This window comes from Bradyrhizobium forestalis (genome assembly GCF_002795245.1).
In the GTDB taxonomy this organism is placed as follows: domain Bacteria; phylum Pseudomonadota; class Alphaproteobacteria; order Rhizobiales; family Xanthobacteraceae; genus Bradyrhizobium; species Bradyrhizobium forestalis.
In genome coordinates this window covers 24,132-48,213 of record NZ_PGVG01000017.1, presented here as the reverse complement: position 1 = coordinate 48,213, position 24,082 = coordinate 24,132, and the positions used below count along the sequence as shown (strand labels likewise).

At 64.2% G+C, this 24,082-nt stretch carries 17 protein-coding genes; 10 read left to right on the top strand and 7 right to left on the bottom strand.

Going from position 1 to position 24,082, the window contains the following annotated elements; genetic code table 11:
• Positions 1–11: 11 nt before the first annotated feature.
• Positions 12–512, bottom strand: a complete 501-nt coding sequence (locus tag CVM73_RS20625) for a hypothetical protein (RefSeq protein WP_100233709.1) — start codon at positions 510–512, stop codon at positions 12–14.
• Positions 513–652: 140 nt separating this feature from the next.
• On the opposite strand from CVM73_RS20625, the gene CVM73_RS41505 reads away from it, so the two are divergent.
• From CVM73_RS41505 to CVM73_RS20595, 7 genes are all read left to right on the top strand, one after another.
• Positions 653–787, top strand: coding sequence for a hypothetical protein (locus CVM73_RS41505; protein WP_283809933.1), 135 nt, complete (start codon positions 653–655; stop codon positions 785–787).
• Between the two features lie 462 nt (positions 788–1,249).
• Positions 1,250–4,447 (top strand): patatin-like phospholipase family protein, encoded by a 3,198-nt coding sequence (locus CVM73_RS20620; RefSeq protein ID WP_100233708.1) that lies wholly within the window; start codon positions 1,250–1,252, stop codon positions 4,445–4,447.
• A gap of 258 nt (positions 4,448–4,705) precedes the next feature.
• Positions 4,706–9,190 carry a TIR domain-containing protein gene (locus tag CVM73_RS20615; RefSeq protein WP_100233707.1) on the top strand — a complete coding sequence of 1,495 codons (4,485 nt, stop codon included), beginning with the start codon at positions 4,706–4,708 and terminating at the stop codon, positions 9,188–9,190.
• 211 nt (positions 9,191–9,401) lie between these two features.
• Complete coding sequence (locus tag CVM73_RS20610; protein WP_100233706.1) at positions 9,402–12,704, top strand: acetyl-CoA carboxylase family protein; 3,303 nt, start codon at positions 9,402–9,404, stop codon at positions 12,702–12,704.
• Between the two features lie 229 nt (positions 12,705–12,933).
• Positions 12,934–14,802, top strand: a complete 1,869-nt coding sequence (locus tag CVM73_RS20605; protein WP_167406952.1) for a sigma-54-dependent Fis family transcriptional regulator — start codon at positions 12,934–12,936, stop codon at positions 14,800–14,802.
• A gap of 129 nt (positions 14,803–14,931) precedes the next feature.
• Positions 14,932–15,819, top strand: coding sequence for a LysR family transcriptional regulator (locus CVM73_RS20600; RefSeq protein WP_100233704.1), 888 nt, complete (start codon positions 14,932–14,934; stop codon positions 15,817–15,819).
• Between the two features lie 51 nt (positions 15,820–15,870).
• Positions 15,871–17,379: an FAD-binding protein gene (locus tag CVM73_RS20595; protein WP_100233703.1), complete on the top strand. Its 1,509-nt coding sequence runs from the start codon at positions 15,871–15,873 to the stop codon at positions 17,377–17,379.
• Position 17,380: 1 nt separating this feature from the next.
• Here the strand turns inward: CVM73_RS20595 and CVM73_RS20590 are convergent, their stop codons facing one another.
• Both CVM73_RS20590 and CVM73_RS20585 read right to left on the bottom strand, forming a co-directional pair.
• Positions 17,381–17,935, bottom strand: a complete 555-nt coding sequence (locus tag CVM73_RS20590; RefSeq protein WP_100233702.1) for a flavin reductase family protein — start codon at positions 17,933–17,935, stop codon at positions 17,381–17,383.
• 57 nt (positions 17,936–17,992) lie between these two features.
• Complete coding sequence (locus CVM73_RS20585) at positions 17,993–19,090, bottom strand: LLM class flavin-dependent oxidoreductase (protein ID WP_100233701.1); 1,098 nt, start codon at positions 19,088–19,090, stop codon at positions 17,993–17,995.
• Between the two features lie 217 nt (positions 19,091–19,307).
• Between CVM73_RS20585 and CVM73_RS20580 the strand changes: the two genes are divergently transcribed.
• Positions 19,308–20,222 carry a 2-dehydro-3-deoxygalactonokinase gene (locus tag CVM73_RS20580; protein ID WP_100233700.1) on the top strand — a complete coding sequence of 305 codons (915 nt, stop codon included), beginning with the start codon at positions 19,308–19,310 and terminating at the stop codon, positions 20,220–20,222.
• A gap of 13 nt (positions 20,223–20,235) precedes the next feature.
• On the top strand, positions 20,236–20,868 hold the full coding sequence (locus CVM73_RS20575) for a 2-dehydro-3-deoxy-6-phosphogalactonate aldolase (RefSeq protein WP_100233699.1): 633 nt from the start codon (positions 20,236–20,238) through the stop codon (positions 20,866–20,868).
• A gap of 367 nt (positions 20,869–21,235) precedes the next feature.
• Here CVM73_RS20575 and CVM73_RS20570 read toward each other — a convergent pair whose 3' ends face one another.
• From CVM73_RS20570 to CVM73_RS20555, 4 genes are all read right to left on the bottom strand, one after another.
• The gene (locus CVM73_RS20570; protein ID WP_167406951.1) at positions 21,236–21,601 is read right to left on the bottom strand and encodes a hypothetical protein; all 366 of its coding nucleotides are present in this window, start codon (positions 21,599–21,601) and stop codon (positions 21,236–21,238) included.
• A gap of 127 nt (positions 21,602–21,728) precedes the next feature.
• Entirely contained in the window at positions 21,729–22,088 is a 360-nt protein-coding gene (locus CVM73_RS20565; RefSeq protein WP_100233698.1) for a hypothetical protein, read from the bottom strand.
• 4 nt (positions 22,089–22,092) lie between these two features.
• Complete coding sequence (locus CVM73_RS20560; protein ID WP_158237595.1) at positions 22,093–22,395, bottom strand: PilZ domain-containing protein; 303 nt, start codon at positions 22,393–22,395, stop codon at positions 22,093–22,095.
• A gap of 149 nt (positions 22,396–22,544) precedes the next feature.
• Positions 22,545–23,453, bottom strand: a complete 909-nt coding sequence (locus CVM73_RS20555) for a PaaI family thioesterase (RefSeq protein WP_100233696.1) — start codon at positions 23,451–23,453, stop codon at positions 22,545–22,547.
• A gap of 245 nt (positions 23,454–23,698) precedes the next feature.
• On the opposite strand from CVM73_RS20555, the gene CVM73_RS40410 reads away from it, so the two are divergent.
• Complete coding sequence (locus CVM73_RS40410; RefSeq protein ID WP_167406950.1) at positions 23,699–24,019, top strand: hypothetical protein; 321 nt, start codon at positions 23,699–23,701, stop codon at positions 24,017–24,019.
• Positions 24,020–24,082: the final 63 nt, after the last annotated feature.

Here is a 24,082-nt window from a genome sequence, read left to right as displayed (position 1 = left end):
GAATGTTCTCTTCAATGCAGCGTGGGGCTTCCGACCCGCCAGCTCTGCATCGCCATCATCCGGTCATGGTCGAAAGACCGCGCGTGCCGGTCGGGCAGGATCAGACCGGCCATGCGGAAGATCGTTGCAAGCCCCTGGACCGGCGCGAGCGCCCAATCGGCGCCGACCGGCGGCAGCCAGCGCTCGAACTGTTCGCGGGCGACATCGACGCGGTCCTGTTGTGCCGCGGCGATGGCGCGCAGAATTCCGTGCTCGCTGTCCGATATGCGTGGACAAGTCGGGCAGTGCACTTCGATGGCGGTATGGGCCGTGCAGGCGAAGATCTCGATGATGGATTCCAGCGAGGGCACGGCGTCGCCCACGCGGAAATGGTCGTACACTTGCTTGATATCGGCCGCGGTGGGTACGGCGCCTCCGCTGCGTGCCTTCGCCCTGAATCCCCAGATGAAGAGCCGCTCCGCCGCGCTCAGCGCAGGGAGGTCGAGGTGCCCGGTATGTGTCGAGTGATGCATTGAGCCTCTGACCTTTGGCTGCGCTCACGCCAGAGCTGGCGCGGATGATCTGCGCCGATCGTTCTGCCAGAGACCTCGCCAAGTCAACGCTCGGAGAGGCGATGTCGAGGTGTTCTAGATTGGAAGAATTCGTATCTCGGATGCAGTCAGTCTCGCTCTCCTCGACGCCGTACGCCGCGGAATTGCAGCAGGAGCTGAAGAAGGCCGACGACGACAAGCGCAAGGCAATGGCCGATGCCGCCGGCCCCGGGATGCCGCAGGGCTATCGCATATGACTCGTGGCGGCAGCCTGCGCGCACGCCTCGTCCTTCGAGACGGCGCTTACGCGCCTCCTCGGGATGAGGCTAATCGGCCTCAGTACCCGTTGAAACTGCTGCCGCACACTCCGCCCTCATCCTGAGGAGCCCGCCTAAAGCGGGCGTCTCGAAGGATGGCAGCAGAGAAAAGCTCTCAAATGCGATAGCCCTGCGGCATCCCGGGGGCGGACGGCTAGGCGTCACAGGTCGAGAGGGCTGGGCCTGTTCGGATGTCTCATGGCGCGCATAAGGGGCTTGCGTCGGAAGCAGCGGATTGTATCGTGCCGGACGATACTTCTGCTGGTTGTGTCGAATGATTGCTTGAGCTTGGCTGGAACGTGGCCTCCCAGGCCCTCGGTGACCGCCTGACCCGCGGCGCATTTGGGTCGATTTTGCCTTGCGGGACAGAGCCCAGCCAGCTCCTTATTGCGGAGTACGACGATGCCGAATGGCCCTGTCCCTGCTGTCATCGCGCTCGCCGGACGGCGGATCGATGCGCCCGATACCTACCCGCCCCGCTTCCCGCGCGATGCCATCACCAGCGTGCATCGGCGGATCGCTGCGCTGCTCAGGGATGAAAACGCGGTGGCGCTGGTCTGCTCGGCCGCCTGTGGCGCCGATCTCGTCGCTCTCGATGAGGCGGAGCAGTTCGGCCTGCGGGTCCGGATCATCTTGCCGTTTGCGGTGCAAAGCTTCCTCGAGTCCTCCGTCAATGACCGTCCAGGAAAGTGGCAGCCGATCTTCGATCGCATGATCGAAGCAGCCCAAAGGCGCGGCGATCTGATCGTGCTGGCTGGAAAGCCGGAGGACGGTGATGCTGCCTACGCAGCCGCAAACGCGGCGATCATCGAGCAGGCGGAAGCGCTGGCGAAGGATGCCGGGGCGCATCGGCGGGTCTCCGCGATCGTGTGGGACGGGACGGCCAGGGAAGGCAACGATTTAACCGCCCGGTTTCGGCAATCGGCGATCCAGGCGGGCTTCGAGGATCGTGTCGTTCTGACCTGTCCGGTTATCGACGAGGCCAAGGATTATCTCAGAGGAAGCAACCTCTCACCCGACCAGGTCCTGGCTCTGGTCAATCGGCTGAAGGAGGAGGACAGGTTCGGTTGGGCGCGCCAAGTCATCGGCAAGGTCCGGAAGACCCAGATCGACAGGGCCGAGCTCCGCGACAAATTTGCGCGGCAGCATGCGTTGTGCACCTATAAGGATTCCGACATGCCGGTCCTGGTGGCCCTCGACAGGGCCATGGAGATCCTCGGCGGGCATTTTGACCTCTCCACCACCCGGGATCAGGAGGTGCTTGGACTGGCCGGCGCGATTTTCAAGCGACGCTGGCAGGCGACCGGTCAGAAGGATCAGCTCGAGCGCTCATACCGCTTCTACCGGCGGGGCTTTGAGGTCGGACCCGAGATCGACAAGGGCTACACCGCGATCAACGCCGCATTCGTTCTGGACCAGCTGGCTGAGATCGAAGCGGCCAACGAGGCGCCATCGGTTGATGAGCGGCGAGCCGAGGCTCAGAAGATACGTGAGGCGATCGAGGCGCAGCTGGTGCCGATGCGGTCCAACAATCCTGACCTCGACAGGGAATGGTGGTATCTCGTCACGGTCGCCGAAGCGCTGTTCGGACTGCGAAAATATGACGACGCCAAGACCTGGCTGACGAGAGCAAAGAGCGTCCGCGGCACGCCGGATTGGGAATTTCGCAGCACGGCCACCCAACTCGCGACGCTTGCTCAGCTACAGCAAAAGGGTACGCCATCTCCTGACTCACCCGAGGTCCTGAAGGCATCCGCGGTCCTCGACGATTTCCTTGAATTGAAGGTGGCGAGCAAAAGCAATGCTGCCAAATCGCCGGCAGCGCGCGAGAGCGCCTTCATCGGCAAGGTCGGTCTGGCACTGTCCGGCGGCGGCTTTAGGGCATCGTTGTTCCACATTGGTGTGCTTGCAAGGATGGCCGAACTCGACGTGCTGCGCCGGGTTGAGGTGCTGTCTTGCGTCTCCGGCGGTTCGATCATTGGTGCCCATTATTACCTCGCGCTGCGCGAGATGATGATGACCACGAAGCTGGATGAGCTGGAGCCGGAGAAGATTCGCGAGAAATACGTCGAGCTCGTGAGGCAGGTCGCGACCGACTTTCTCGCAGGTGTGCAGACGAACATCCGGATGCGCGTATTTGCAAATCCGGCCGCGTTGCTGCGCTCCATTTTCAGCCGTGCCTATACGCGAACGGTTCGGTTGGGTGAGCTGTTCGAGAGCCAGCTCTTCGACAAGATCGGCGTCAAGACGGAGCAGCCCGGCACCCCCCTGCTCCTGAAAGAGCTGAGAATTATCCCCGCCGACGCCGAGGAGGGCTTCGATCCGAAGATCCACAATTGGCGCCGCGCCGCCAAGGTGCCGATGCTGATCCTCAACGCCACGACCTTGAACACCGGGCATGCCTGGCAATACACGGTGAGCTATATGGGCGAGTCTCCGTGGGCCATCGATCCCAACGCCGACGGCACCAACCGGCTGCGCAGGATGTACCACAACGAGGCGCCGCCGGCGCACCGGAATACGCCGCTGTCGCAGGCGGTGGTTGCATCCGCCTGCGTGCCGGGCCTGTTCGAGCCCATCAGGCTCGATGGCCTTTACCGGCTCGAGCAGCGCGGCAAGAAGGCGGAGCCACTCGTCCTGCGCCAGGTCGACGGCGGCGTACACGACAATCAGGGCATCGCGGGCCTGTTCGAGCAAGGCTGCAGCGTCGTTCTCGTGAGCGATGCTTCGGGACAAACAGACGTTGCGATTGATCCCGGTGGCGGAACCGTTGCGCCGCTCATGCGCAGCAATTCCGTGCTCATGGAGCGCGTTCGGCAGGAGCAATACACGCGCCTCGATACGCTGGAGAAGCGCGGCCTGCTCAAGGGGGCGATGTTCATCCACCTGAAGAAGGATCTCGACGTCGTGCCGCTCGACTGGATCGGATGCGAGGAACCGCACGAGCCGAGGGCCACCATAGGCGAGCCGCGCACCAGCTACAATATCCGCAAGGAGGTCCAGCAGCTCCTCGCCGGGATCCGCACCGACCTCGACAGCTTTTCCGACGTCGAGGCCTTTGCCCTGATGACCAGCGGCTATCGCATGACCGATCACTATCTTTCCAAGGTGCAGGTTCTGCCGCAGGCCACGCAGGCTCCGGGACATTGGAATTTCCTGGCCATCGAATCCATCATGAACGACGCGAGGACGTCCGATCCGAACTACCAGCGTCTGCTCGGCCTGCTTGGCAGCGGAGGTAAGCTCATGTTCCGGGTCTGGTCGCAGTCCCGCGTACTTCTCCTGTCGACTGGGCTGCTTGCGATGTTTGGGGTTGTCGCGGCGGGCATCTGGCTGTTCGGGCTGTTCACATCAGGCGCAAATGAGACGCCACTCACGATCGATCGTCGGACAATTCTCGGTGCCGTCATTGCGGTTGTGGTCATGGCGGTTTTGTTGGCCGTTCCGATCATTCGCGAACACGTAACCAGGATCGCGGTCGGTGTCTTGACGCTCGTGTTGTGCGTCCCGGCACGGCTCCATCTCTGGCTCGTCGACGGCTTTTTTCTGAAGCTGGGACGGCTAAGCCGGCTTGGTTTGAAAGCCGACGACACGCGATGAGGCTGTGAAGAGCCGAAGGAGCTGAGCCTCTCTGAAGCTGCCTCATCGTGCGCATCAAGGGGCTTGCACTAAAGGCGATGGATTGTATCATCGGAACGAATATTCCATTGGTTGCATCCGACTATTCTCTGATTTCGGCTTCCCCGCAAATCGACCGGGCGCGGACTATCGCCAAGGCAGCGTACCCTGCCGGCCGAACCTGTTTGAAATCATAACGATTAGTCGGAGCGTTTGTGGTCGTCGACAGGGACGAAGCAGATGTCTTACGTGTTCATTAGTCACGCGAGCCCCGACAAACCTCGAATAAAGCCTATCATCGTCGCCTTGCGTAAGGCTGGCCTGCAAGTGTGGCTCGACAATCCGGTCGCCGCGGGTTTTTCCGCCTCCGAGGTGGAGTCATTCCACCGGATCCGTGCCGGAGGGCGATGGGAAGATGAGATCGACGAAGCAAAGAAGCAGGCAGCGTGCATTCTGGTGTGCTGGTCGAGCCATGCGGTAACCGATGGCGTTGTCAGCGGCAAGGAGCGCATCACGTGGCTGGAGGAGGCCGGCTACGCGCGGGCAGAACAGAAACTGCTCGCTTGCACGATCGATGAGGTCAGTCCGACGGCTCTTCCCGGAACCCACTCGGCGCAGCAGATGCCGTGTCTCGACCCGGCCATGGGCGCCGAGCGTTGGAATGCGGCGATGACCACGGTCATCGCCGACATCGGAGCGATGATCGCGCGATACGAAGGCGAACGCGAGGCGGCCGCCAGCATTTCGATGTATATCGAAGGCCTGGAGTCCTTCTGCGGAAAGTCGACTTACACACTTGGCGACAGCTTGTCCTCCGATGCCAAACAACTTTATGTCGACATCGATGCGGGCCAGACGACCATTCAGGCGATGTCGTTGCGGGCGCGCGGCGACAAGTCGAGCGACTCGCCGCCAGTTGCGCTGGCGCGCGAGCTGCTAGCGGACGTCATCGACAAGGATGGTGCCGCTGTTCTATGTGGCGGAGCCGGGACGGGGAAGTCGACCCTCATTCGAAGGTTTGCTCTTCTGGCGTGGAGCGATCCGGCCGCAGTTGGGCTCTCGTGTCAACGCTTGCCGTTTCTGGTTCGATTGCGACACATCGCCGTGGCGAGTGGGGAAACGTTCGAGCAGAAGATAAGGAATGCGTTCATTTCGGCGCGTGACTTTACCCTTCTCAAGCCGATGCCTGACGACTTTCTCACGTCTTGGCCAAAAGCCGCGAAGGTCTCGGCGCTCCTTTTGTTTGATGGCCTCGATGAAGTTCCGAGTGCCGACCGAAGGCGGGTTCTGACGTTCCTGGAGCAACTCAGAAAGCAATTTCCCGCAGCTTCCATGGTCATTACGACAAGAGATGCGGATCTCTTGCGGAATACGATCTTCGCATCGGCGGACGCCTGCTCCTGTCTGACTCTTTATCAGCTCAGCCCGTCTCAGGCGGCCGACATCGCGAGGGCGCTGCTTAGCGAAGCGGAGCTTCAGCGATTTTTCCAGGAGCGCGATCGTGGGCGTTCGTTTGCTTTCGATACGGCGCTCGGGGTTCGGATGGCGGCGGCCATCATACGGCGGGATCGCAAGTTGCCGGATACGCGTGGAGAGCTCTATGAGCTCCTGATCCGCCAATCCTTCGGCGACGCCACTGAGGGGCCGATCGAGATTCCGGACGTGCTCGTCAACGACGAGGGCATCTTGCGTGTGCTTGGATCGATTGCCGCATCGCAATTCGATGTATCCATCCATTCGGCGCCAATTGTTTCAGAGGCCGTCGCCGACGCCCTCCAGGAATTGCGCAGCGACATGCCGCCGCCGCTGGCCCGTGGCGCCGCGAACGAGGTCTTGGGTTGGCTGAGAACGCGGGGCGGCGTCATGACGTCCGTCGAGCCGGTCGCGTGGTCTCACGAAACCTGCCGGGAGTTTCTCGCCGCGCGCTGGATCACGCAGCGCTTCAAGCCGGAGGATTCAGTGATCCTGGACCTGACCGCCAGGGCATGCCACGAGCCTCGGTTGCGCAGCGTCGTCCTGTTCGCCTTTTCGATCTGGGCGTCGTCCCCTCCTTATCGTGATGACCAGCAGCGATGCGATCTGGCCGAAACGCTTTCGTCGTTCTTTTGCAAGTCGCCGGAACCCACGGAGAAGCCGTCGCTGCTGCAGAGATTGTTTCGTATGAGGTCGGCGACCGAACGATCTCCAGAGCCGGCCATCAGCGCGGCGGCCACGCTGCTTCTGGCGGAGATCTTCGCCGAGCTGCGGCCCGGGTCAACTCAGGCGGTCAAATCGATCATCGACCGGCTGTCGCGGCTGCATAGCGACTTCATCGGCTATTTCGACGAGCCTCGCGGGCGCTGCGCGGGTGATGAAGGCGTGGTCCGCTGCTTGCGTCGCTGGGCCGACCATCCCCCGCTGATGGAAGCGTTGCAGCCCATTGCAGATCGATACGAGCGACTGTTTCGTCAGTTCGACTTGCCGAAATCGGGGGTCGTGCACTTCTTGCTCCTGGCAGGTCGCAGTAGCGTCGTTCTGGATCAGTTCATTGAGCCAGGGCGACTCCTGCCGCCCGCTGACCTCGCGGACGGCTTGCGCGGTTGCGTCGCCGCGGAGGGGCCGCACGGTCCGACCGCCCTAAAGCTCGCGCGCCGGCTGTTGTCAGGACAACATTCGCCACTGGAGCCGCTGCGCGCGAGGCCGGGCGCCAGATTCGTGTTCGGTTCGGAAGCGAAGTTTGAGAAAGATCATAGATGGATCGCGCCGGAGGGAAGAGGTGCGGAAGCGGATGACCGTTACAATGCGGCGCTCCAGGCGGTGACGACGTTGCTGGACGCTGGGTTCGAGGAGGAGGTCGCCGCCAGATTGGCCAGCGACGAGGTATCCGAGGATTTCTTTTCAGCCTGCATAGGCGGCAAGAAGACCAGGGGACTCGCCTTGCGGTACGCCGCAGACCCCTCGCTATCTGTCGGAAAGCGGGCCTTCGCGATCAGCGTGCTGCTGGCAGCGAAGATCGCGCCCCCGTTGAATACGGATGAAATTATCGAAGTGCTGGGGGATGCCGAGCGGGATCCGGCCCACACAAAATGGGCCAGCCGTGTGAAGTCGGCGTTCTGTGAAGAGAATCGCCTGTTCGATGACATGCATGCCTCTTGTACCCTGCTCGCCGCAGCCGAGCCAGCAAACGCGGGCGCTTGGTTTGATCTCGGTTGGTGTTCCCTTCAGCGGGATGTCTACGAGGAGTCTCTGGTCGCGTTGGAGAGGGCAGCGGCTGAAGGGCAAGACCCGCGCCAGGTCCACTATTTCAGGGGGCTGGCCCTCTATCATCTTGACCGTCCGGCAGAAGCAACCCTGGCGTTCGACGAAGCTGCGCTTGCCGGCAATGACGAATTGAGAATGTGGGAAGCGCGATTGAAAGCGAAGCACCTTGCGTCGTGGTATGCTGCGGTCGCGGCGGATGTAGACGTTCTGTACGAGAACGAAAGCCAGGACGAACTGTTCGTTCGTCATTGGCGGGCCATCAGCTATTGCATTGCTGGCAGGTATGCTGAAGCATTGCAGCTGTTCACTGTCTTGCGGGCGGAGCCGTACGAGCCGTTTCAAGCCGATTTCTACCACGTCATAGCGCTGATCGGAGCTGGTGACTATGAGAAGGCGGGGACGTTGATCGACAGCTCGGAGCGCTGGTCGGATCAGTGGAAGGATGTCCTTCGCTTCACGCTCGCCGCAGCAAGAGGTGATGCGAACGCAAGCCTCGTGAAATCCACTGATCTGCACATCGCGGAAACGTCGTCGAACGACGAGCTCGAGGCCGGGTTTTGGCTATGCGCCGCACTTGATGATGTCGAGGGCGCAAGCCGGTGCGTAGACCTGGCCGCGGCTCGTGGGGACGCTCGCATGCTCTCCACCATCCTGGCCGATCGTTCGACGATCTTTTCGGTCTTGACCAAGCCTTGGTGCGGGGATGTCGTTGAGCGAGCGCTGAAGGGGTTGAGCTATCCGGCGGAGCCATTGTCCGGCGCAGAAATCATCGCGCTGCGTACCGAAGTAAGCAAGTTCAAGAAGGTTCAACTGCTGAGCCCGGAGATCAAGGAGTTGCTTCATCTCCTGGAGAAATCAAAGGTCGATCAGGAGCAGGCGATGGAAGCACTGGTCCGCGGAGGCCTGGATCAGACTCGTCAACTACTGACGACAGGTACTTGTGACAATGCGACAATCGGGTCGTTGTGGCGGAATCTAGGGCAGCGGGAATTCTTGAGACTGATCCATTGTCTGGCCGTCGTGGTGACGCATTCCGATGCTTCCAAGAGACCGATCACGATGTCGGTAAGGAAGACGCTATTCCAACAGGGCATGATGTGTCGCCTCCGCTCCATAGAAACCCACGAAGAGGAACACAGCCTTGCCGAAGAGTTGATGGCCCAGCATGGAAAGGAGACGCCCACCGTTGTGATGATCCGATTAGGCAAAACGGATCACATGTTTGCCCTCTGCAACTTCAAATTCTCGAGTCAGGACCCATTTGATTTGAAGTACAGCGGACCCCTTCCGCTCTATATCTCCTATGGGGGAGGGTCACCTCTGCGCGAGCAAATACTCGATCCGTTCAAGGTCCAGGTGATGGTGTGCAACGACCTCGAGTTCATCAAGGCGATGAAGGAGGGGGTAAGGCCAGCGCTGCCTCTCGAATACCGCTATGTCGATCGGCTGCCAGAATTCTTCGGGCGCGAGGTCCAATATGGTTGAGCAGTTCGCGACCTCTTGAAGCACGCGCGTGCCTCGCCCAAGGCGTCCGGGGCGACCGCCGCTCGCGAGGCCGCCCGCGCAAGGATATTCCGGCTTACGGGAGCGGGTCTCGACGCAGGTCTGACTGGTCTTGACGACCGCTGCGAAAGTGAGGATGCAGGATGCTCGAACCTGATCCCGCGACTTGCACGCGGGCGTGGAGGCGGCCTGCATGTCGTTCAAGAAACTCCTGATTGCCAATCGCGGCGAGATCGCCATCCGCATCGCGCGCGCGGCGGCCGACGCCGGCAGCGCGACCGTTGCGATCCATCCCGCCGACGATGCGCTGTCGCTGCACGTGCGCGTTGCCGATGAAGCGGTCGAAATCCCCGGCCGTGGCGCCCGGGCTTATCTCGATATCGATGCGGTGGTGAACGCGGCGAAGGCGGCCGGCTGCGATGCCGTGCATCCCGGCTACGGCTTCCTCAGCGAGAACGCAGCGTTCGCGAAGGCCTGCGCTGACGGCGGCATCGTCTTCGTCGGGCCGAAGGCGACAGCGCTCGAACTGTTCGGCGACAAGGTCGCGGCCCGGCAACTGGCAAAGCGCTGCGGCGTGCCGATCATTGCCGGCACCAGCGGGCCGTCGAGCCTCGCGGAGATCACGGCGTTCTTCGCCTCGCTCGGCAGCAACGCGGCGATCGTGATCAAGGCGATGGCCGGCGGCGGCGGTCGCGGCATGCGCGTGGTCGAGAACGCGTCCGATCTCGCCGAGGCCTATGCGCGCTGCCAGTCGGAAGCCAAAGCCGCGTTCGGCTTCGACGGCGTCTATGCCGAGCGACTGATCCGGCAGGCGCGTCACATCGAGGTCCAGATCATCGGCGACCGCCATGGCGCGATCTCCCATCTCTGGGAGCGCGAATGCACCATCCAGCGCCGCCATCAGAAGCTGATCGAGGTGGCGCCGAGCCCCTCGCTGAGCGATCCCTTGCGCGGCCGCATCATTGAGGCGGCGAAGCAATTGGCGAGTGCGGCGTCTTACGACAATCTCGGCACGTTCGAGTTCCTGGTCGACGGCACTGCCGAGGACAGCTTTGCCTTCATTGAGGCCAATCCGCGGCTCCAGGTCGAGCACACCGTCACGGAAGAGGTGCTCGGCGTCGACCTCGTCCGCGCCCAGCTCGCGGTCGCTGCAGGCAGCACGCTGGCCTCGCTGGGTCTTGCGCAGGGTTCGATCCCGAAGCCGCGCGGCCATGCCATGCAGCTTCGCGTCAACATGGAGACGCTGGATGAGACGGGCGCGACCCATCCGACCGGCGGCGTGCTTGCCGTGTTCGAGCCGCCGTCGGGTCCAGGCGTCCGCGTCGATAGTTTTGGTTACGCCGGCTACAAGACCAGTGCGGCCTTCGATTCGCTGCTGGCCAAGGTGATCGTGCACACGCCGGGCGAAGCCTGGCACGACGTCGTCGCAAAAGCCTCGCGCGCCTTGCGCGAGTTCCGGATCGACGGCGTCGTCACCAACACCGCCTTCCTGCAGGCGGTGCTGGCGCATCCCGATTTCAGGACCAACCGCATCGCGACCGATTTCATCGACCGCAATATCGCAAAGCTCGTCGAGGCCGCCGATGGCGCGGCCAGGCCGCTCTACTTTGCCGCGACCGAGCACTCCGGTCACGGCGCGGAAGCGCATGCCGCGCAGATCGTGCCCGAAGGCGCGGTGATGGTCGCGGCGCCCCTGCAAGGGACCATCGTCACCATTCAGGTGAAGGAGGGCGAGATCGTGCGCCCGGGCCAGCAGCTCGCCGTGATCGAATCCATGAAGATGGAGCATCTGGTCATGGCCGAGCAGGGCGGCCGCGTCATGATGCTCGTCGCCGGCGACGGCGTCACGTTGATGCATGGCGAGCCGATCCTATATCTCGAGCCGCTCGACGTCGCCGCTGATAGCACGGCGGCGGAAGCCGATGTCGATCTCGACCACATTCGCTCTGATCTCGCCGAGCTGATCGCGCGCCAGGCCAATACGCTCGATGAGAATCGCCCGGCCTCGGTCGAGCGCCGGCGCAACACCAACCAGCGCACCGCGCGCGAGAATATCGCCCAGCTCGTCGACCAAGGCTCGTTCATGGAGTACGGCAGCCTTGCGATCGCGGCGCAGCGCCGCCGGCGCAAGCTCGACGACCTCATCAAGAATACACCGGCCGACGGTCTGGTCATGGGCGTCGCCACGGTGAATGCCGGGAAGTTCGGCCCCGAGGGCGGCCGCTGCATCGTCGTGGCCTATGACTACACCGTGCTCGCGGGCACGCAGGGCCACATGAATCACAAGAAGATCGACCGCATGCTGACGCTCGCGGAAGACTGGCGCGTGCCGCTGGTGTTCTATGCGGAGGGCGGCGGCGGCCGGCCCGGCGACACCGACCGGCTCGGCATGACCGGGCTCGACGGCCCGTCCTTCGTGCAGTTCGCAAGGCTCTCCGGCCTGGTGCCTGTCATCGGCGTCGTTTCCGGCTATTGCTTTGCGGGCAATGCCGCGATGCTCGGCTGTTGCGACGTCATCATCGCCACCAAGAACGCCTCGATCGGCATGGGCGGTCCCGCCATGATCGAGGGCGGCGGGCTCGGTGTCTACCACCCGGCCGAGGTCGGCCCTGTTACGTTCCAGGCGCCAAACGGCGTCATTGACATCCTGGTCGAGGACGAGGAGGAGGCGACGCGCGTCGCGCAGAAATACCTGTCTTATTTCCAAGGCGCGGTGACCGAGTGGGAAGCCGCCGACCAGCGCCTGCTCCGCCGCGCGATCCCCGAGAACCGCCTGCGCGTCTACGACATCCGTAGCGTGATTGACCTCGTCGCCGACAAGGACAGCGTGCTGGAGCTTCGACGCGACTACGGCGTCGGCATGATCACCGCGCTGATCCGCATCGAAGGCAAGCCGTTCGGCCTGATCGCCAACAATCCGCGCCATCTCGGCGGCGCCATCGATGCCGATGCCGGCGACAAGGCCGCGCGCTTCCTCCAGCTCTGCGACGCCTTCGATCTGCCGATCGTCTCGCTTTGCGACACGCCCGGCTTCATGGTCGGCCCGGAAGCTGAGAAGACCGCGATCGTGCGCCACGTCTCGCGCATGTTCGTGACAGGCGCGAGCCTCACCGTGCCGCTGTTCGGCATTGTGCTGCGCAAGGGCTATGGCTTGGGGGCGCAGTCGATGATCGGCGGCGGCTTCCACGCCTCGTTCTTCACCGCGGCCTGGCCGACGGGCGAGTTCGGCGGCATGGGCCTGGAGGGCTATGTCCGCCTCGGCTTCCGCAAGGAGATGGAGGCGATCACCGATCCCGAGGAGCGCGAGACCTACTACCGCAACAAGGTCGCCGAACTCTATGCCAACGGCAAGGCGGTCTCGATCGCATCGGTGTTCGAGATCGACAACGTCATCGACCCCGCCGAGACGCGGCGCTGGATCATGGCGGGTCTGCGGTCCGTGCCGAAGCCGCCCGCGAGGACGGCGAAGAAGCGGCCGTGTATCGACACGTGGTGAGGGCGGTGCAGCAAATCTAACTCCTTCCGTCATTCCGGGGCGATGCGAAGCATCGAACCCGGAATCTCGAGATTCTCAGGTGCGCAATTCCGCACCATAGTTCGGCTCTTCGAGCCGCCCCGGAATGACGACGGGGGGAGGTGTGCCACTCGGCTTTCCCGGTTCCCGATTGACATCCCCGCCTGCGGTGCCAGACTTTGCACAATAATACAGGGTGGAGACGTCCGCGATGGCCAGCCTTTCGGCCTCGAACCATGTCGCCCGTGTCTTGTCCGTCGCCAACCAGGTTGCAGACCGCTTGGCCGACGTCGATGCCTCTTCGCGGATCGCCAATTCCTGGCGGCGGTGCCTCGTCAATCACAAGCTCGATCCCGCCCGCCAGGGCCCGCCGCAGACCCTGACCGAAGCCGAAATCCGGCATGCCGCCGAACCGATGGAGGAGACGATCAGGCTCGCAATGCCCGAGCTCGACGATCTCGCCCGTGTGCTGCGCGACGCCGGCTATTGCGTCAATCTCGCGGATGCGAAGGCGACCATGCTGTTCAGCCGCCTGCCGGGCGAAGCCGACGCAAGGATGTTCCTGGACTGGAAGATCTACACCGGCTCGAACTTCGCCGAGACATTCGAGGGCACCAACGGGCTCGGCACCGCGCTGGCCGAGGAGAAGCCGATCCTGGTGCATCGCGACGAGCATTTTCGGGCGCAGTGGCACATGTTCTCCTGCGCCGTGGCGCCGCTGTTCGACCAGGCCGGGCGGCTCGCCGGTGCCATCAACATCACCTCCTGCCGCGAGGATCTCGAGCGCGCGGCGCATCAGCTTGCGCTCGCTGTGACGATGGAGGCGACGCGGCGGATGGAGGGCGCGATCTTCCGCGGCCATTTCCGCAACGCCTGGATCGCCACCGTGCCCGGGGACGGCGGCAGTGGCCTCATCGCCTATGACGACGATCGCCGCGTCGTCGGCGCCTGCCGGTCTGCCCGCGCACTGCTGGGCCTCACCGACGGCCTGATCGCATCTGGCATCGACCTGTCGCGCTACGTCAAGTTCGATCATCATGCCGCGCGTGGTACGGACGAGGTCGTCGAGCTGCGCCGTGCCGACGGCAGCGCTTTGGGCCATGGTCATGTCGCGCCGCCGCTGCGCGCGAGGGGACGCCCGCTTGCGCCGCGCCGCGATACCTCTGTCGATCGCTTCGACGCGCTGCATCGGCTCGCCGGCCGCGATCCCGGCCTGATCAAGAGCGTGAAGCGGCTCCGAAGCATCGGCGATCACAATCTGCCGGTGCTGCTGCATGGCGAGACCGGCGTCGGAAAGGACGTGTTCGCGCGCGCCATTCATGCGGCGAGCAACCGCGCGCGCAACAATTATGTTGCGCTGAATTGCGCGGCCATGCCCGAGAGTCTGATCGACGCCGAGCTGTTCGGCTACGAGGCTGGTGCCTTCACCGGTGCGCGGCGCGAGGGCTCGAAGGGCCTGATCGTGCAGGCCGACGGCGGCACGCTGTTCCTCGACGAGATCGGCGATATGCCGATTGGCTTGCAGACGCGCCTGTTGCGCGTCTTGGAAAACCGCGAGGTCTGGCCGCTCGGCGCGCTCAAGCCTGTCGCCGTCGACCTCCGCCTGATCAGCGCCACGCATCGCGATCTCGGCCGCATGGCGGAGCAGGGCGCCTTCCGCGCCGACCTCTATTTCCGCCTGCGCGGCATCGAGGTGCACCTGCCGGCCTTGCGCGAGCGCGCCGACCGCGGCGACATCATCCGCCAGATCGCGCGCGAGGAGGCGCCGAATTGTCGCCTGTCCGACGAGGCCTGTTCGCAGCTCGCGGCCTATCCGTTCCCCGGCAACATGCGCCAGCTCCGCCACGTGCTGCGGCTCGCCGGCTGCACGGCGGAAGACGGTGTCATCACCGACACAGACCTCGATCTGCCGCCATTCGGCGGAAGGGCCGCGGAGCCCGATCTCGAAGCGGCGGAGCGCGGGACGATCGTTGAGGCCCTGCGCAAGCATGGTGGCCGCGTCACCGAGGCAGCGCGCGCGCTGAAACTCAGCCGGGCCACGCTCTATCGCAAGATCAAGCAATTCAAGATCTCGTTCTAGCGAGCTCGCGGGCCTCTGCTGGAACCCGGACGCTGCCCGGCTCCTGATCGACTCTCGCAGATCGATTCCAGGGCGGCAATTGCGCCGCCGCGAACATACATTTCCGGCGGAGCAAGAGGAGCACACGCGATGGAGGAGATCGAAGTCTTCCTGGCTGTCGTCGAGGCCGGCAGCCAGACCGCCGCCGCTCGGCAACTAGGGCGGTCGCTGCAATCGGTGAACCGCGCGCTGGCCGCGTTGGAACAGAGCGTTGGTGTGGAACTGGTGCGGCGGACCACGCGGCAGTCAGTGGCGACCGAAGCGGGACTGGCGTTCTATCGCCGTGTCAAACCGGCCTTTGCGGAAATCACCGAAGCTCGGCTCGAGGCTGCAAACCGGCGCATCGAGCCGTCGGGACTGCTCAAGGTCGCAGCACCGGTCCTGTTCGGATCGACTCATGTGGTGCCCGTGATCGCCGAGTTCATGGCGCGTTTCCCGCAGATCGAAGTCGACGTCAACATGTCCGACCGGCCGGTCGATGTCGTCGGCGATGGCTTTGATCTCGCCGTGCGGATCAGGGAATTGCCGGACTCGTCGCTAAAGACCCGGCGGTTGGGCGAGCTGCGCACGGTTGTCTACGGCGCGCCCGACTATTTCGCCCGTCATGGCCACCCGCATCATCCGAGCGATCTCGCCGGGCATCAATGCATCCTGCGCAGGACCGGTCGCGGCGAAGTGGACACATGGCGCTTTCAGATCGACGGCGGTGCGGCGACCGTGCGGGTGAACGGCCGCTTTCACACCGACAACATGACGGCTGCGCATGCCGCCGCTCGTCACGGCCTCGGTGTCGGATACGGGCCGTTCTGGCAAATCCGCGATCTCGTCGATCAGGGCGCGCTCGAAATCGTGCTGGAGGCGTACGAGGCACCGCGAACGCCCGTGCGCGCCGTGTTTCCGCCAAGTGCGACACCGCCGGCCAAGACGCACCTGTTCGTTGACCTGCTGGCGGAGAGGTTGAAGCACGAGCGGCTTTGAGCTGACACGAGGGAACGCATTCTCTCGATTAGCGGGAATGTCTATCCCGCGATGCGCCGGTTGTCCTGGCGAGCAGTCGATCGCAACTTGAAGCGCAGGGGCCCATCCGCCCGGCGAGGCGTAGAGGACTGCAGCATGACTCCCAATCGACGGACACTCTTGCACGCGGGCGTCGGCGTCACGGCGACGCTGGCTTCGGCCACCCTGGCCGCACAATCGCCGGGCTCGCGCGACCCGCGACCGCCCAAGGCGTCGCTTGCGGCCGACGCGGAATCCCGCGCGGCTGCGGCGCAGGATTTTGGCCACATCATGCAGAGGCAGCCACGGGCCGTCTGCAAGCCCAGGTCGAGCGCCGAGATCGCCGATATCCTGCGCTGGGCAAGGGAACAGGGCATGAAGGTTGCAGCGCGCGGACAGGGACATGCCACCTACGGCCGGGCGATGGCCGAAGACGGCATCGTCGTGGACCTCGCCGCGCTCGCATCGATCCACCGGATCGAACCCGACCGTGTCGTGGTGGATGCCGGCGCGACCTGGCACGCGGTGCTGGAGGCAACGCTGGCCAAAGGGCTCGTGCCACCGGTGCTGACCAACTACCTCGGCCTGTCCGTTGGCGGCACGCTTACGGTCGGTGGAGTTGGCGGGGCGTCGTCCCGGCACGGGCTCCAGACCGACCAGGTTCTGGCGCTCGATATCGTCACGGGCGAAGGCGTGGAGCTGACCTGCTCTCCGACAGCGCATACCGACCTGTTCGACGCCGTTCGCGCCGGGCTGGCGCAATGCGCGATCATTACCCGAGCCACGCTTCGATTGATGCACGCGCCCGAACGTGTCAGGCGTTATCTGCTGTCCTATCCCGATCTTGCTTCACTGACCGCCGATCAGCGGCGCGCTCTCGACGAGGCGCGCTTCGACCAGTTACAGGGGGCTGTCGTGCCCGACGGCGCTGGCGGCTGGCGCTATCAACTGGAGGCTGGTGTCTTCTACGACAGCAGCGCACCTCCCGCCGACAAGGCTTTGCTCGCTGGGCTCTCCGACAAGCACGAGACTGTCTCCGACCTGACCTTTGGCGACGACGCCAACGCATTCGCCAGGCTCGAAAAGCTGCTGCGGTCGAACGGCCAATGGTTCAATCCGCATCCCTGGCTGCTGACCTATTTGCGCGGCAGCAACGCACTGGAGATCGCGAGCGATGTCATTGCCGGGTTGAACAGCGATGATCTCGGTCCGTTCGGGCGGGTCACTTATTATCCGATGTTCACGGACAGCTGCCGCACGCCCCTGCTTCGGCTGCCCGATGAACGCGTCGTGTTTCCGTTCAATCTCATCCGCATCCCATCCTCCGCGGACAAGGAGAATGCCGACCGGCAGGTCGCGCGCAATCGGGCTGTTTACGATCACATTCGCAGCGCCGGCGGCGTGCTGTACCCGGTCAGCGCGCTCGTGATGTCGTCGGAGGATTGGGCGGATCATTTCGGCCCGAGATGGCCGCTACTGCGCGAAGCCAGACGCCGTCATGATCCGGACGGTATCCTCACGCCTGGTTATGATCTGCTCTGAGTCAGGAAAAATCCGTCCAGCTCAGATGCCGCGCGTCGAGGTCGCCGAGCGCGACCGTCTCGCGGATCTCGTGAGGCGTGTGAAAATTGCCGCGCAGATAGACCAGCGGCGCGGCCGAGGCCGCATGCGACGCGCCACGGACCTCGCCGACGAAGATCGAATGTGTTGTCGTCTCGAACTCCTGCGCCAGCACGCAATCGAACGCGGCCACCGCATCCGTCAGCACCGGCGCGCCGGTTGCCCCGCGCGTCCACTGCCCGAAGGCAAAACGGTCGTCGCCGTTGATGCCCCTCTGGCCGCTGAAGGTCAGTGCAAGCAGCGCGTGATCCTCATGCAGGAAGTTGATCGCGAACGCGCCTTCTTCGCGGATGCGCGCATGGGCGCTGGCGTTGCGGTTGACGCAGACGATCAGCGAGGGCGGTGAGTCCGACAGCGAGCAGGCCGACGTTACCGTCAATCCCGTGCGCTTGCCGTGCTCGGCGCCCACCGTCACCAACGCGACCGCGCCGGCGCATTGGCGCATCGCCTGCTTGAAGTCCTTGGCGTCGACCGTCACGCGGAAATCTCCGAAATGAATGCGGGTACGGCACGATCGCGCCGCACCCGCAGGCGGTCAAGCCGCCTTCTTCGCGGAGCCGAGATGCGCAAGACGCGGCATCACCTCGTTCTTCAGCAGCGAGAGCGAGTGATGCCAGGCCTCCGCCTTGTGCTTGTAGTCGAAGCCGAACACCAGGAGCACGCCGAAGCCGCCGACCTCGTCGTAGATCTTCTCGATCTTCTCGGCGACGGTCGCGGGCGAGCCGACGATCCAGTTCCGCTTGGCGCAATATTCGACGGTCACGTCGCTGTCGGGCACATCAGGGGCGTGCTTCAGGTAGTCCTTGAAGCCGAAATGGCCGAGCAGCGGCAGGAAGTACTCGCTCATCATCCGGCCCATCATGTCGCCGGTCGAGAGCCTCCAGGCCTCTTCATCCGTGTCGGCGACGAACACCTCACGCACCAGCCGCCAATCCGCGCGGTTCGGCTTGCGTCCGGTCTTGGCGGCGCCGATTTCCACGGAGTCCCAGTGGCTGCCGACATAGGCCGGGTTGAGGTTGAGGCTCATCGGGATGAAGCCTCGCTCGCCGGCCAGCTTCAGCGTGTCCGAATTCTTGGAGAGCCCGGCGACACCGATCGGCGGATGCGGGGCCTGCAATGGCTTGATGTGGGGTTTCAGGAAGTCGAACATCGTGTCCGGCTTGGTCACCGTCCAGAATTTGCCCTTGTAGGTGAAGGGCGCGGGATCGGACCACAGCTTCAGGATGATCTCCAGCGCCTCGCGGGTCATGTCGCGGTTCTGGCCGCTCATGCCGTCGACGTTGAACATCGCCCAGTCGCTCGGCAGCCCCGAAGCCGCGACGCCGAAATTGAGCCGGCCCTCGGAGAGATGGTCAAGCATGGCGACGCGGTTGGCGAGCTCGGCCGGATGGTGATAGGGCAAGAGAAAGCCGCCCGGTCCGATGCGCAGGCGTTTGGTCTGCATCAAGGCCTGCGCGATCAAGAGGTCCGGCGTGGGATTGGGTTCCCAGGGCGCGGTGTGGTGCTCGCCGACCCAGGCTTCCTGATAGCCGAGCTCGTCGAGCCAGCGCATGACCTGCAGGTCCCAGTCGTTCCCTTCCTTCAGGCCGCACTCCGGCGGATGCGAAGGCATCGTGAAATAGCCGATCTCCATGGGTTTCCTCATCTGATGTTGACGCGTCTTGTCGCGCGTTGACGGAGTTGGGTGGCCAAGCTTCAGCAAGCGGTGTGCCAGCGCGGCAGGGCCTCAAATTGAAGAGAAAGGGCTGGTTTGCCCGCGCAATAGCCGGTATCTCGACGGGAGCCTGCAAGACATCGTCTCATTCGTCGCGAGACGGCGTCTTAGCCGTGAGACGAGGACGAGACCTGACATGACCGAACCCGCTTACGTCGCGGTGGACTGGGGCACCAGCAGCTTCCGGCTCTGGCTGATCGACCGCGCCGGTCAGGTGCTGACCGAGCGCCGCAGCGGCGAGGGCATGCTGGCCGCGGCGAAGGCCGGCTTCCCGGCGGTGCTGCGATCGCATCTTGCGGCGGTCGAAGCGCCGGATCATCTGCCGGTGCTCGTCTGCGGCATGGCCGGTGCCCGCGCCGGCTGGGTCGAGGCCGGCTATGTCGACACGCCGGCGCCGCTCTCCGCTGTTCTGAAACAGGCCGTGCGCGTGCCGGGCGAGGCGCGCGACATCCGCATCCTGCCCGGTATCGCGCAGCGCGACGCCAAGGCGCCGGACGTGATGCGCGGCGAGGAGACGCAATTGCTCGGCGCGCTCGGCCTCGATGCCGCCGGCGAGGCGCTGATCTGCATGCCCGGCACGCATTCGAAATGGGTTCGCGTGACGGACGGCACCGTCGAACGATTTTCCACATTCATGACCGGCGAGCTCTTCAGCGCTGTCTCGCGCGAGACGATCCTGTCGCTCGCGGTCGCCGGCGCAGACGACGCCGAGGATGTCGCGAGCTTCAAGGCGGCCGTGAAGGCCGCGTTCGAAGCCCCGGCCTTCGCCGCCAACCTTCTGTTCACCGTGCGGTCGCGGCAGCTTCTGTTCGGCGGCACGCCGGCTGCGGCGCGCGAGACGCTGTCGGGCACGTTGATCGGCGTCGAGCTGGCGGCAGGGCTCTCCGGCGCCATGCCGCAAGCGGGTGTCCAGCTGATTGCCTCGGGTCAGCTTGCGATGCTGTATCGGCTGGCTTTCGAGGCGCTGTCGGTGACCGCAAGGCTCGTCGATGCGGATGAAGCCGTCCGCCGCGGCCTGTCGATGGCGGCTGCCGCGATCTGGACGAAGTAGAAGGATTCTCGAGATGAGCGTTCCCTTTCCGCCCATGCAGCGCCCGCTGGTCGCGATCCTGCGCGGCGTCAAGCCCGAGGAGACCGCGGCGATCGTCGGCGTGTTGATCGAGGCCGGGATGACCGCGATCGAGATTCCCCTGAACTCGCCCGATCCCTTCCGCTCCATCGCGATGGCGGTGAAGCAGGCTCCATCAGGCGTGTTGATCGGCGCCGGCACGGTGCTGACCACGGCAGATGTCGATCGCCTCAACGACGTCGGCGGCAGGCTGATGGTCTCGCCCAATGTCGACACCGAGGTGCTGGCGCGCGCGCATCAGCACGGCATGGTGACCATGCCCGGCGTGTTCTCGCCGACCGAGGCGCTGCTCGCGGCGCGATCCGGCGCGTCGAGCCTGAAATTCTTTCCGGCGAGCGTGCTCGGCGCCTCCGGTATCGCCGCGATCCGCGCCGTGCTGCCATCAGGTGTGATGATCGCCGCTGTCGGCGGCGTCTCCGACCAGAACTTTGCGGAGTACATCAACGGTGGTGTGACCGCGTTCGGACTCGGCTCCAGCCTCTACAAGCCCGGCATGAGTGCAGCGGATGTCGCAGCTCGCGCAAAGGTGACAGTCGCGGCCTACGATCGGGCGATTGCGAAAAAGTGAGCCGGAACGGACAAGCCGGGATCGTGTCATGGCTTATTGTCCCTCGCCGTGCCGCGATGTCGGGTCCTGCATGCGGTGAACGGCCGTGGCGACGAGGTGCTGGATCTCGCGAAGACGAACCTGCTGCGGCGTTGAGGCGTGATGAGATGAGGCTTGATCGCTGCAACGACGGAAGTGCACTCCCTCTCCCGCTTGCGGGAGAGGGGCGGGGAGAGGGTGTTTCCGCAATGGGACAATCCCCTAGAGGAGAAAGCCCTCACCCGGCGCGCGGGACGATGCTTCGCATCGCCCGGACGCGCCGACCTCTCCCGCAAGCGGGAGAGGTGAACCAGCCGCAACAATCGATTCAACCGTAAGTCATTCCGCGCTAACCCCGCTTCGCCGAGGGCACGGGCAGCCGTTCATGACGGCGCTGGAAGCGTTGCCAGTGCAGCACGATGCCGATCAGCAACGCCGGCACAAAGCCGACCACGATTAGGAAATGCGGCAGCTGCTTCGGCGAGATGAAGGCGATGGCGATGTCCGAGATCAGCCAGAGAGCGGCGAAGATCGCCGCGAAATCCGTGCGCGGGCAGCGCAGATAGTAAAATACGGCGGTGATGACCACGGCGGGCCCGATCGCGACGGCGATCATGACCGCCGTCAGCTCCTTCGGCGTCAGCGCGTCGAGCATCATCGAGGCGAGCAGCCAGATCGCGGCAAACATGGCGACGATGTCGATCGGATGCCGCACGACGGTACCTCTCGTGGAAACCGCAATATCGTTGTAGGCGCGCGTATCGCCCGTCAAGCCCCAATGTGGTGAAGATCAGGCGCTCCGGGGCGCGCAGCAAGACCGGGCCGGCAGGTCGGCTGTTGACTCATACACCTGCGCTTGGCCGTGCGCCACCGGCCAGGACGCGCATATTTGCGATCGCACGCTTGATGGGTCGGCATTCCAGGATCTGGCGATCGAGCAGACGAAGACGTCTCTCGGCGCGCTCGAGCTCCGATTTGGGTGGCGGCATTTTGTTCGCGGAGATCCAAGTCGCGAGCGCTTCCGGTTCATCCAGAAGTCGCTTCACCCGCCGAGCCAAACCGGTCCGCTCGGCGATCAGTCCGCGAATGACGGTGTCGATGGACTCCTCGAGCAACGCAATCCTCGCCTCGTCGATCGCGGCATCGCGTTTCGGCGAGCGAGTGGAGAACTTGGCGGCCGCGCGCTCCGGATCGGTCGACATGGTCTCAAGGATGCTTGCACGACGGCGATCGCGGCGCGGTCACGAATCGGATCCCGACATGGCAGCCGTTTCTCCAGACCATCTCGGCGCGTCTGGAAACCTTTGCGTCCGGCGTGATCATGAGGAAGAACTCCTCCTTGCACAGGTGCGCCGTAACTTCGCCATCGACGTGAAGCTTGGCGCCGCTGTCTGAAATATCGTGCAGCTTCGCATTGATCGACCAAGTTCCGTCGAGCGCGACGAGGGTGGTGTCGTACCAATTCTTAAACGCGACGCGCTTCCTCCGGCGCTTTTCCTGCATGCTCATGTGCCGCACCGCTCGCTGAAAGGCGGGGGTCATCCTAATCGGGGCGGCTTAAGCGGTCGTGAAGGAAACCATCGGTTTTCGACACCTCCGGGAATTTACGGGCGTCGGTGTAGGCTCGTGGTCTTCGGTAGCGTACCGCCAGATGCGACCTAATCCTGCTCGAGGCTCGGCGTTGACCGCAGCATGAAGTGACCGAAAGCGGTGGCGATCGGCTTGTTCGCATCGTCCTGCCAGGCGCGCGCCTCGAAGGCGACGATGCGCCGGCCCTGCTTCACGATTGAGACGTTGGCAAACGTGTCGAGCGCGCGACCGGAGCGCAAGTAATTGACGGTGAGGCCGATCGGCTTGGGCGGCGCGGCAGCGCCAAGCTCGCGCGCCACGCCGACGATCGCGGTGGTCTCGAGGAAGGCGCCGGTCATGCCGCCGTGGATCGCGGGCAGGATCGGATTGCCGATGATCTGCGGTGAGAACGGCATCGTCAGTGTGCCGTCATCATTGACGCGGATACCGAGAGCGCGCGCGAACGGGCTGCGCGCAAAGGGCCCGTCCGGATACTCCGGCGCCTCCAGCGTCGGGATGCTGCGCGCATCCATCCGGCGGTCGGCGAGCATGTTGGTGCGGTTGGCCCCGATCATGAAGCAGGCGGTCGCGGTCGCGACCGGATCGTCCTCGGACTCCTGATAGGCGGTGGAGCGCACGAAGGCGATCGAGCGCGTGGTGCGATAGCAGACCGAATGGGCCTTGATGTCGAGACCCGGCGTTGCCGGCTTTTGGTAGTCGATGCGCAAGTCGAGGGTTGCAATCGCATGCGTGCCGTCGAGCGCGAGCTGCACCGCCATGCCGCAGCTCTCGTCCAGCATCGCGGTGACGACGCCGCCGTGCAGCACGCCAGTCTCAGTGTCGCCGACGAAGACGGGACGGTAGGGCAGGCTGGACCAGGCCTCGGCAGGTGCGAAGCGGTCGAGCTGGAGCCCGCTGATATGGCCGTAATCGGAGCGGCGGCCCTTGATGGCCTCGGCGAGTTCCTCGAACGGAAGCGTGGACGGTGGAGTGGACATGGCGATGTTCTAGACCACCGCCGGGCGCCGCGCAAAACCCGAATGGGCGTTGCGGGTCGGCCCCGGGGCGGTTTGGCCTCGACACGGCGGGCCGAAGCGACGATGGTGGGGCTTCGTTCGTTCGACTAAAGCGCGATGAGATTTGGATGAATCGTCATCGCGCTTTAGGTTGTTGTTTACGCATGATCTTTCCGGAAAACCGCTTCGCACTTTTCCGGATCATGCTTTAGCCGCAAGGAGTGCCCATGGCCGATCCCGAAACGCCCTCGACCGCCCAGGGGCCCGTCACCATTTCGACCTCCAGCGCCGAACGGGCGCCAATCGTCTATTTCGACGGCGCCTCCTGTTTCGGCCACCACAACGGCGCGATCCAGATCGAGCTCGCCGCGAACCTGCTGATGCCGGTCGGCGCTGCCGTCAGGGTCGACGTGGTCCAGACCGCGCACCTGCGCTGCAGCGTGGCCGCCGCTCTTGCGCTGCGCGAAGCGCTCGACAAAGCGCTCGCGATGTACAAGCAGGGCCAGCAGCAGCCGGCGACGGAGGAGATTCCGGTGGTGAAGAATTGATCGCGGTGACGCGATCGCAGGGGCCTTCATGGTTCGAGACGCGCCGTGACGCGGCGCTCCTCA

Coding starts and splice junctions, on each gene's coding strand:
- CVM73_RS20625 (WP_100233709.1), bottom strand. CDS start 512: ATGCATCACTCGACACATACCGGGCACCTCGACCTCCCTGCGCTGAGC.
- CVM73_RS41505 (WP_283809933.1), top strand. CDS start 653: ATGCAGTCAGTCTCGCTCTCCTCGACGCCGTACGCCGCGGAATTGCAG.
- CVM73_RS20620 (WP_100233708.1), top strand. CDS start 1,250: ATGCCGAATGGCCCTGTCCCTGCTGTCATCGCGCTCGCCGGACGGCGG.
- CVM73_RS20615 (WP_100233707.1), top strand. CDS start 4,706: ATGTCTTACGTGTTCATTAGTCACGCGAGCCCCGACAAACCTCGAATA.
- CVM73_RS20610 (WP_100233706.1), top strand. CDS start 9,402: ATGTCGTTCAAGAAACTCCTGATTGCCAATCGCGGCGAGATCGCCATC.
- CVM73_RS20605 (WP_167406952.1), top strand. CDS start 12,934: ATGGCCAGCCTTTCGGCCTCGAACCATGTCGCCCGTGTCTTGTCCGTC.
- CVM73_RS20600 (WP_100233704.1), top strand. CDS start 14,932: ATGGAGGAGATCGAAGTCTTCCTGGCTGTCGTCGAGGCCGGCAGCCAG.
- CVM73_RS20595 (WP_100233703.1), top strand. CDS start 15,871: ATGCGCCGGTTGTCCTGGCGAGCAGTCGATCGCAACTTGAAGCGCAGG.
- CVM73_RS20585 (WP_100233701.1), bottom strand. CDS start 19,090: ATGGAGATCGGCTATTTCACGATGCCTTCGCATCCGCCGGAGTGCGGC.
- CVM73_RS20580 (WP_100233700.1), top strand. CDS start 19,308: ATGACCGAACCCGCTTACGTCGCGGTGGACTGGGGCACCAGCAGCTTC.
- CVM73_RS20575 (WP_100233699.1), top strand. CDS start 20,236: ATGAGCGTTCCCTTTCCGCCCATGCAGCGCCCGCTGGTCGCGATCCTG.
- CVM73_RS20565 (WP_100233698.1), bottom strand. CDS start 22,088: ATGTCGACCGATCCGGAGCGCGCGGCCGCCAAGTTCTCCACTCGCTCG.
- CVM73_RS20560 (WP_158237595.1), bottom strand. CDS start 22,395: ATGAGCATGCAGGAAAAGCGCCGGAGGAAGCGCGTCGCGTTTAAGAAT.
- CVM73_RS20555 (WP_100233696.1), bottom strand. CDS start 23,453: ATGTCCACTCCACCGTCCACGCTTCCGTTCGAGGAACTCGCCGAGGCC.
- CVM73_RS40410 (WP_167406950.1), top strand. CDS start 23,699: ATGGCCGATCCCGAAACGCCCTCGACCGCCCAGGGGCCCGTCACCATT.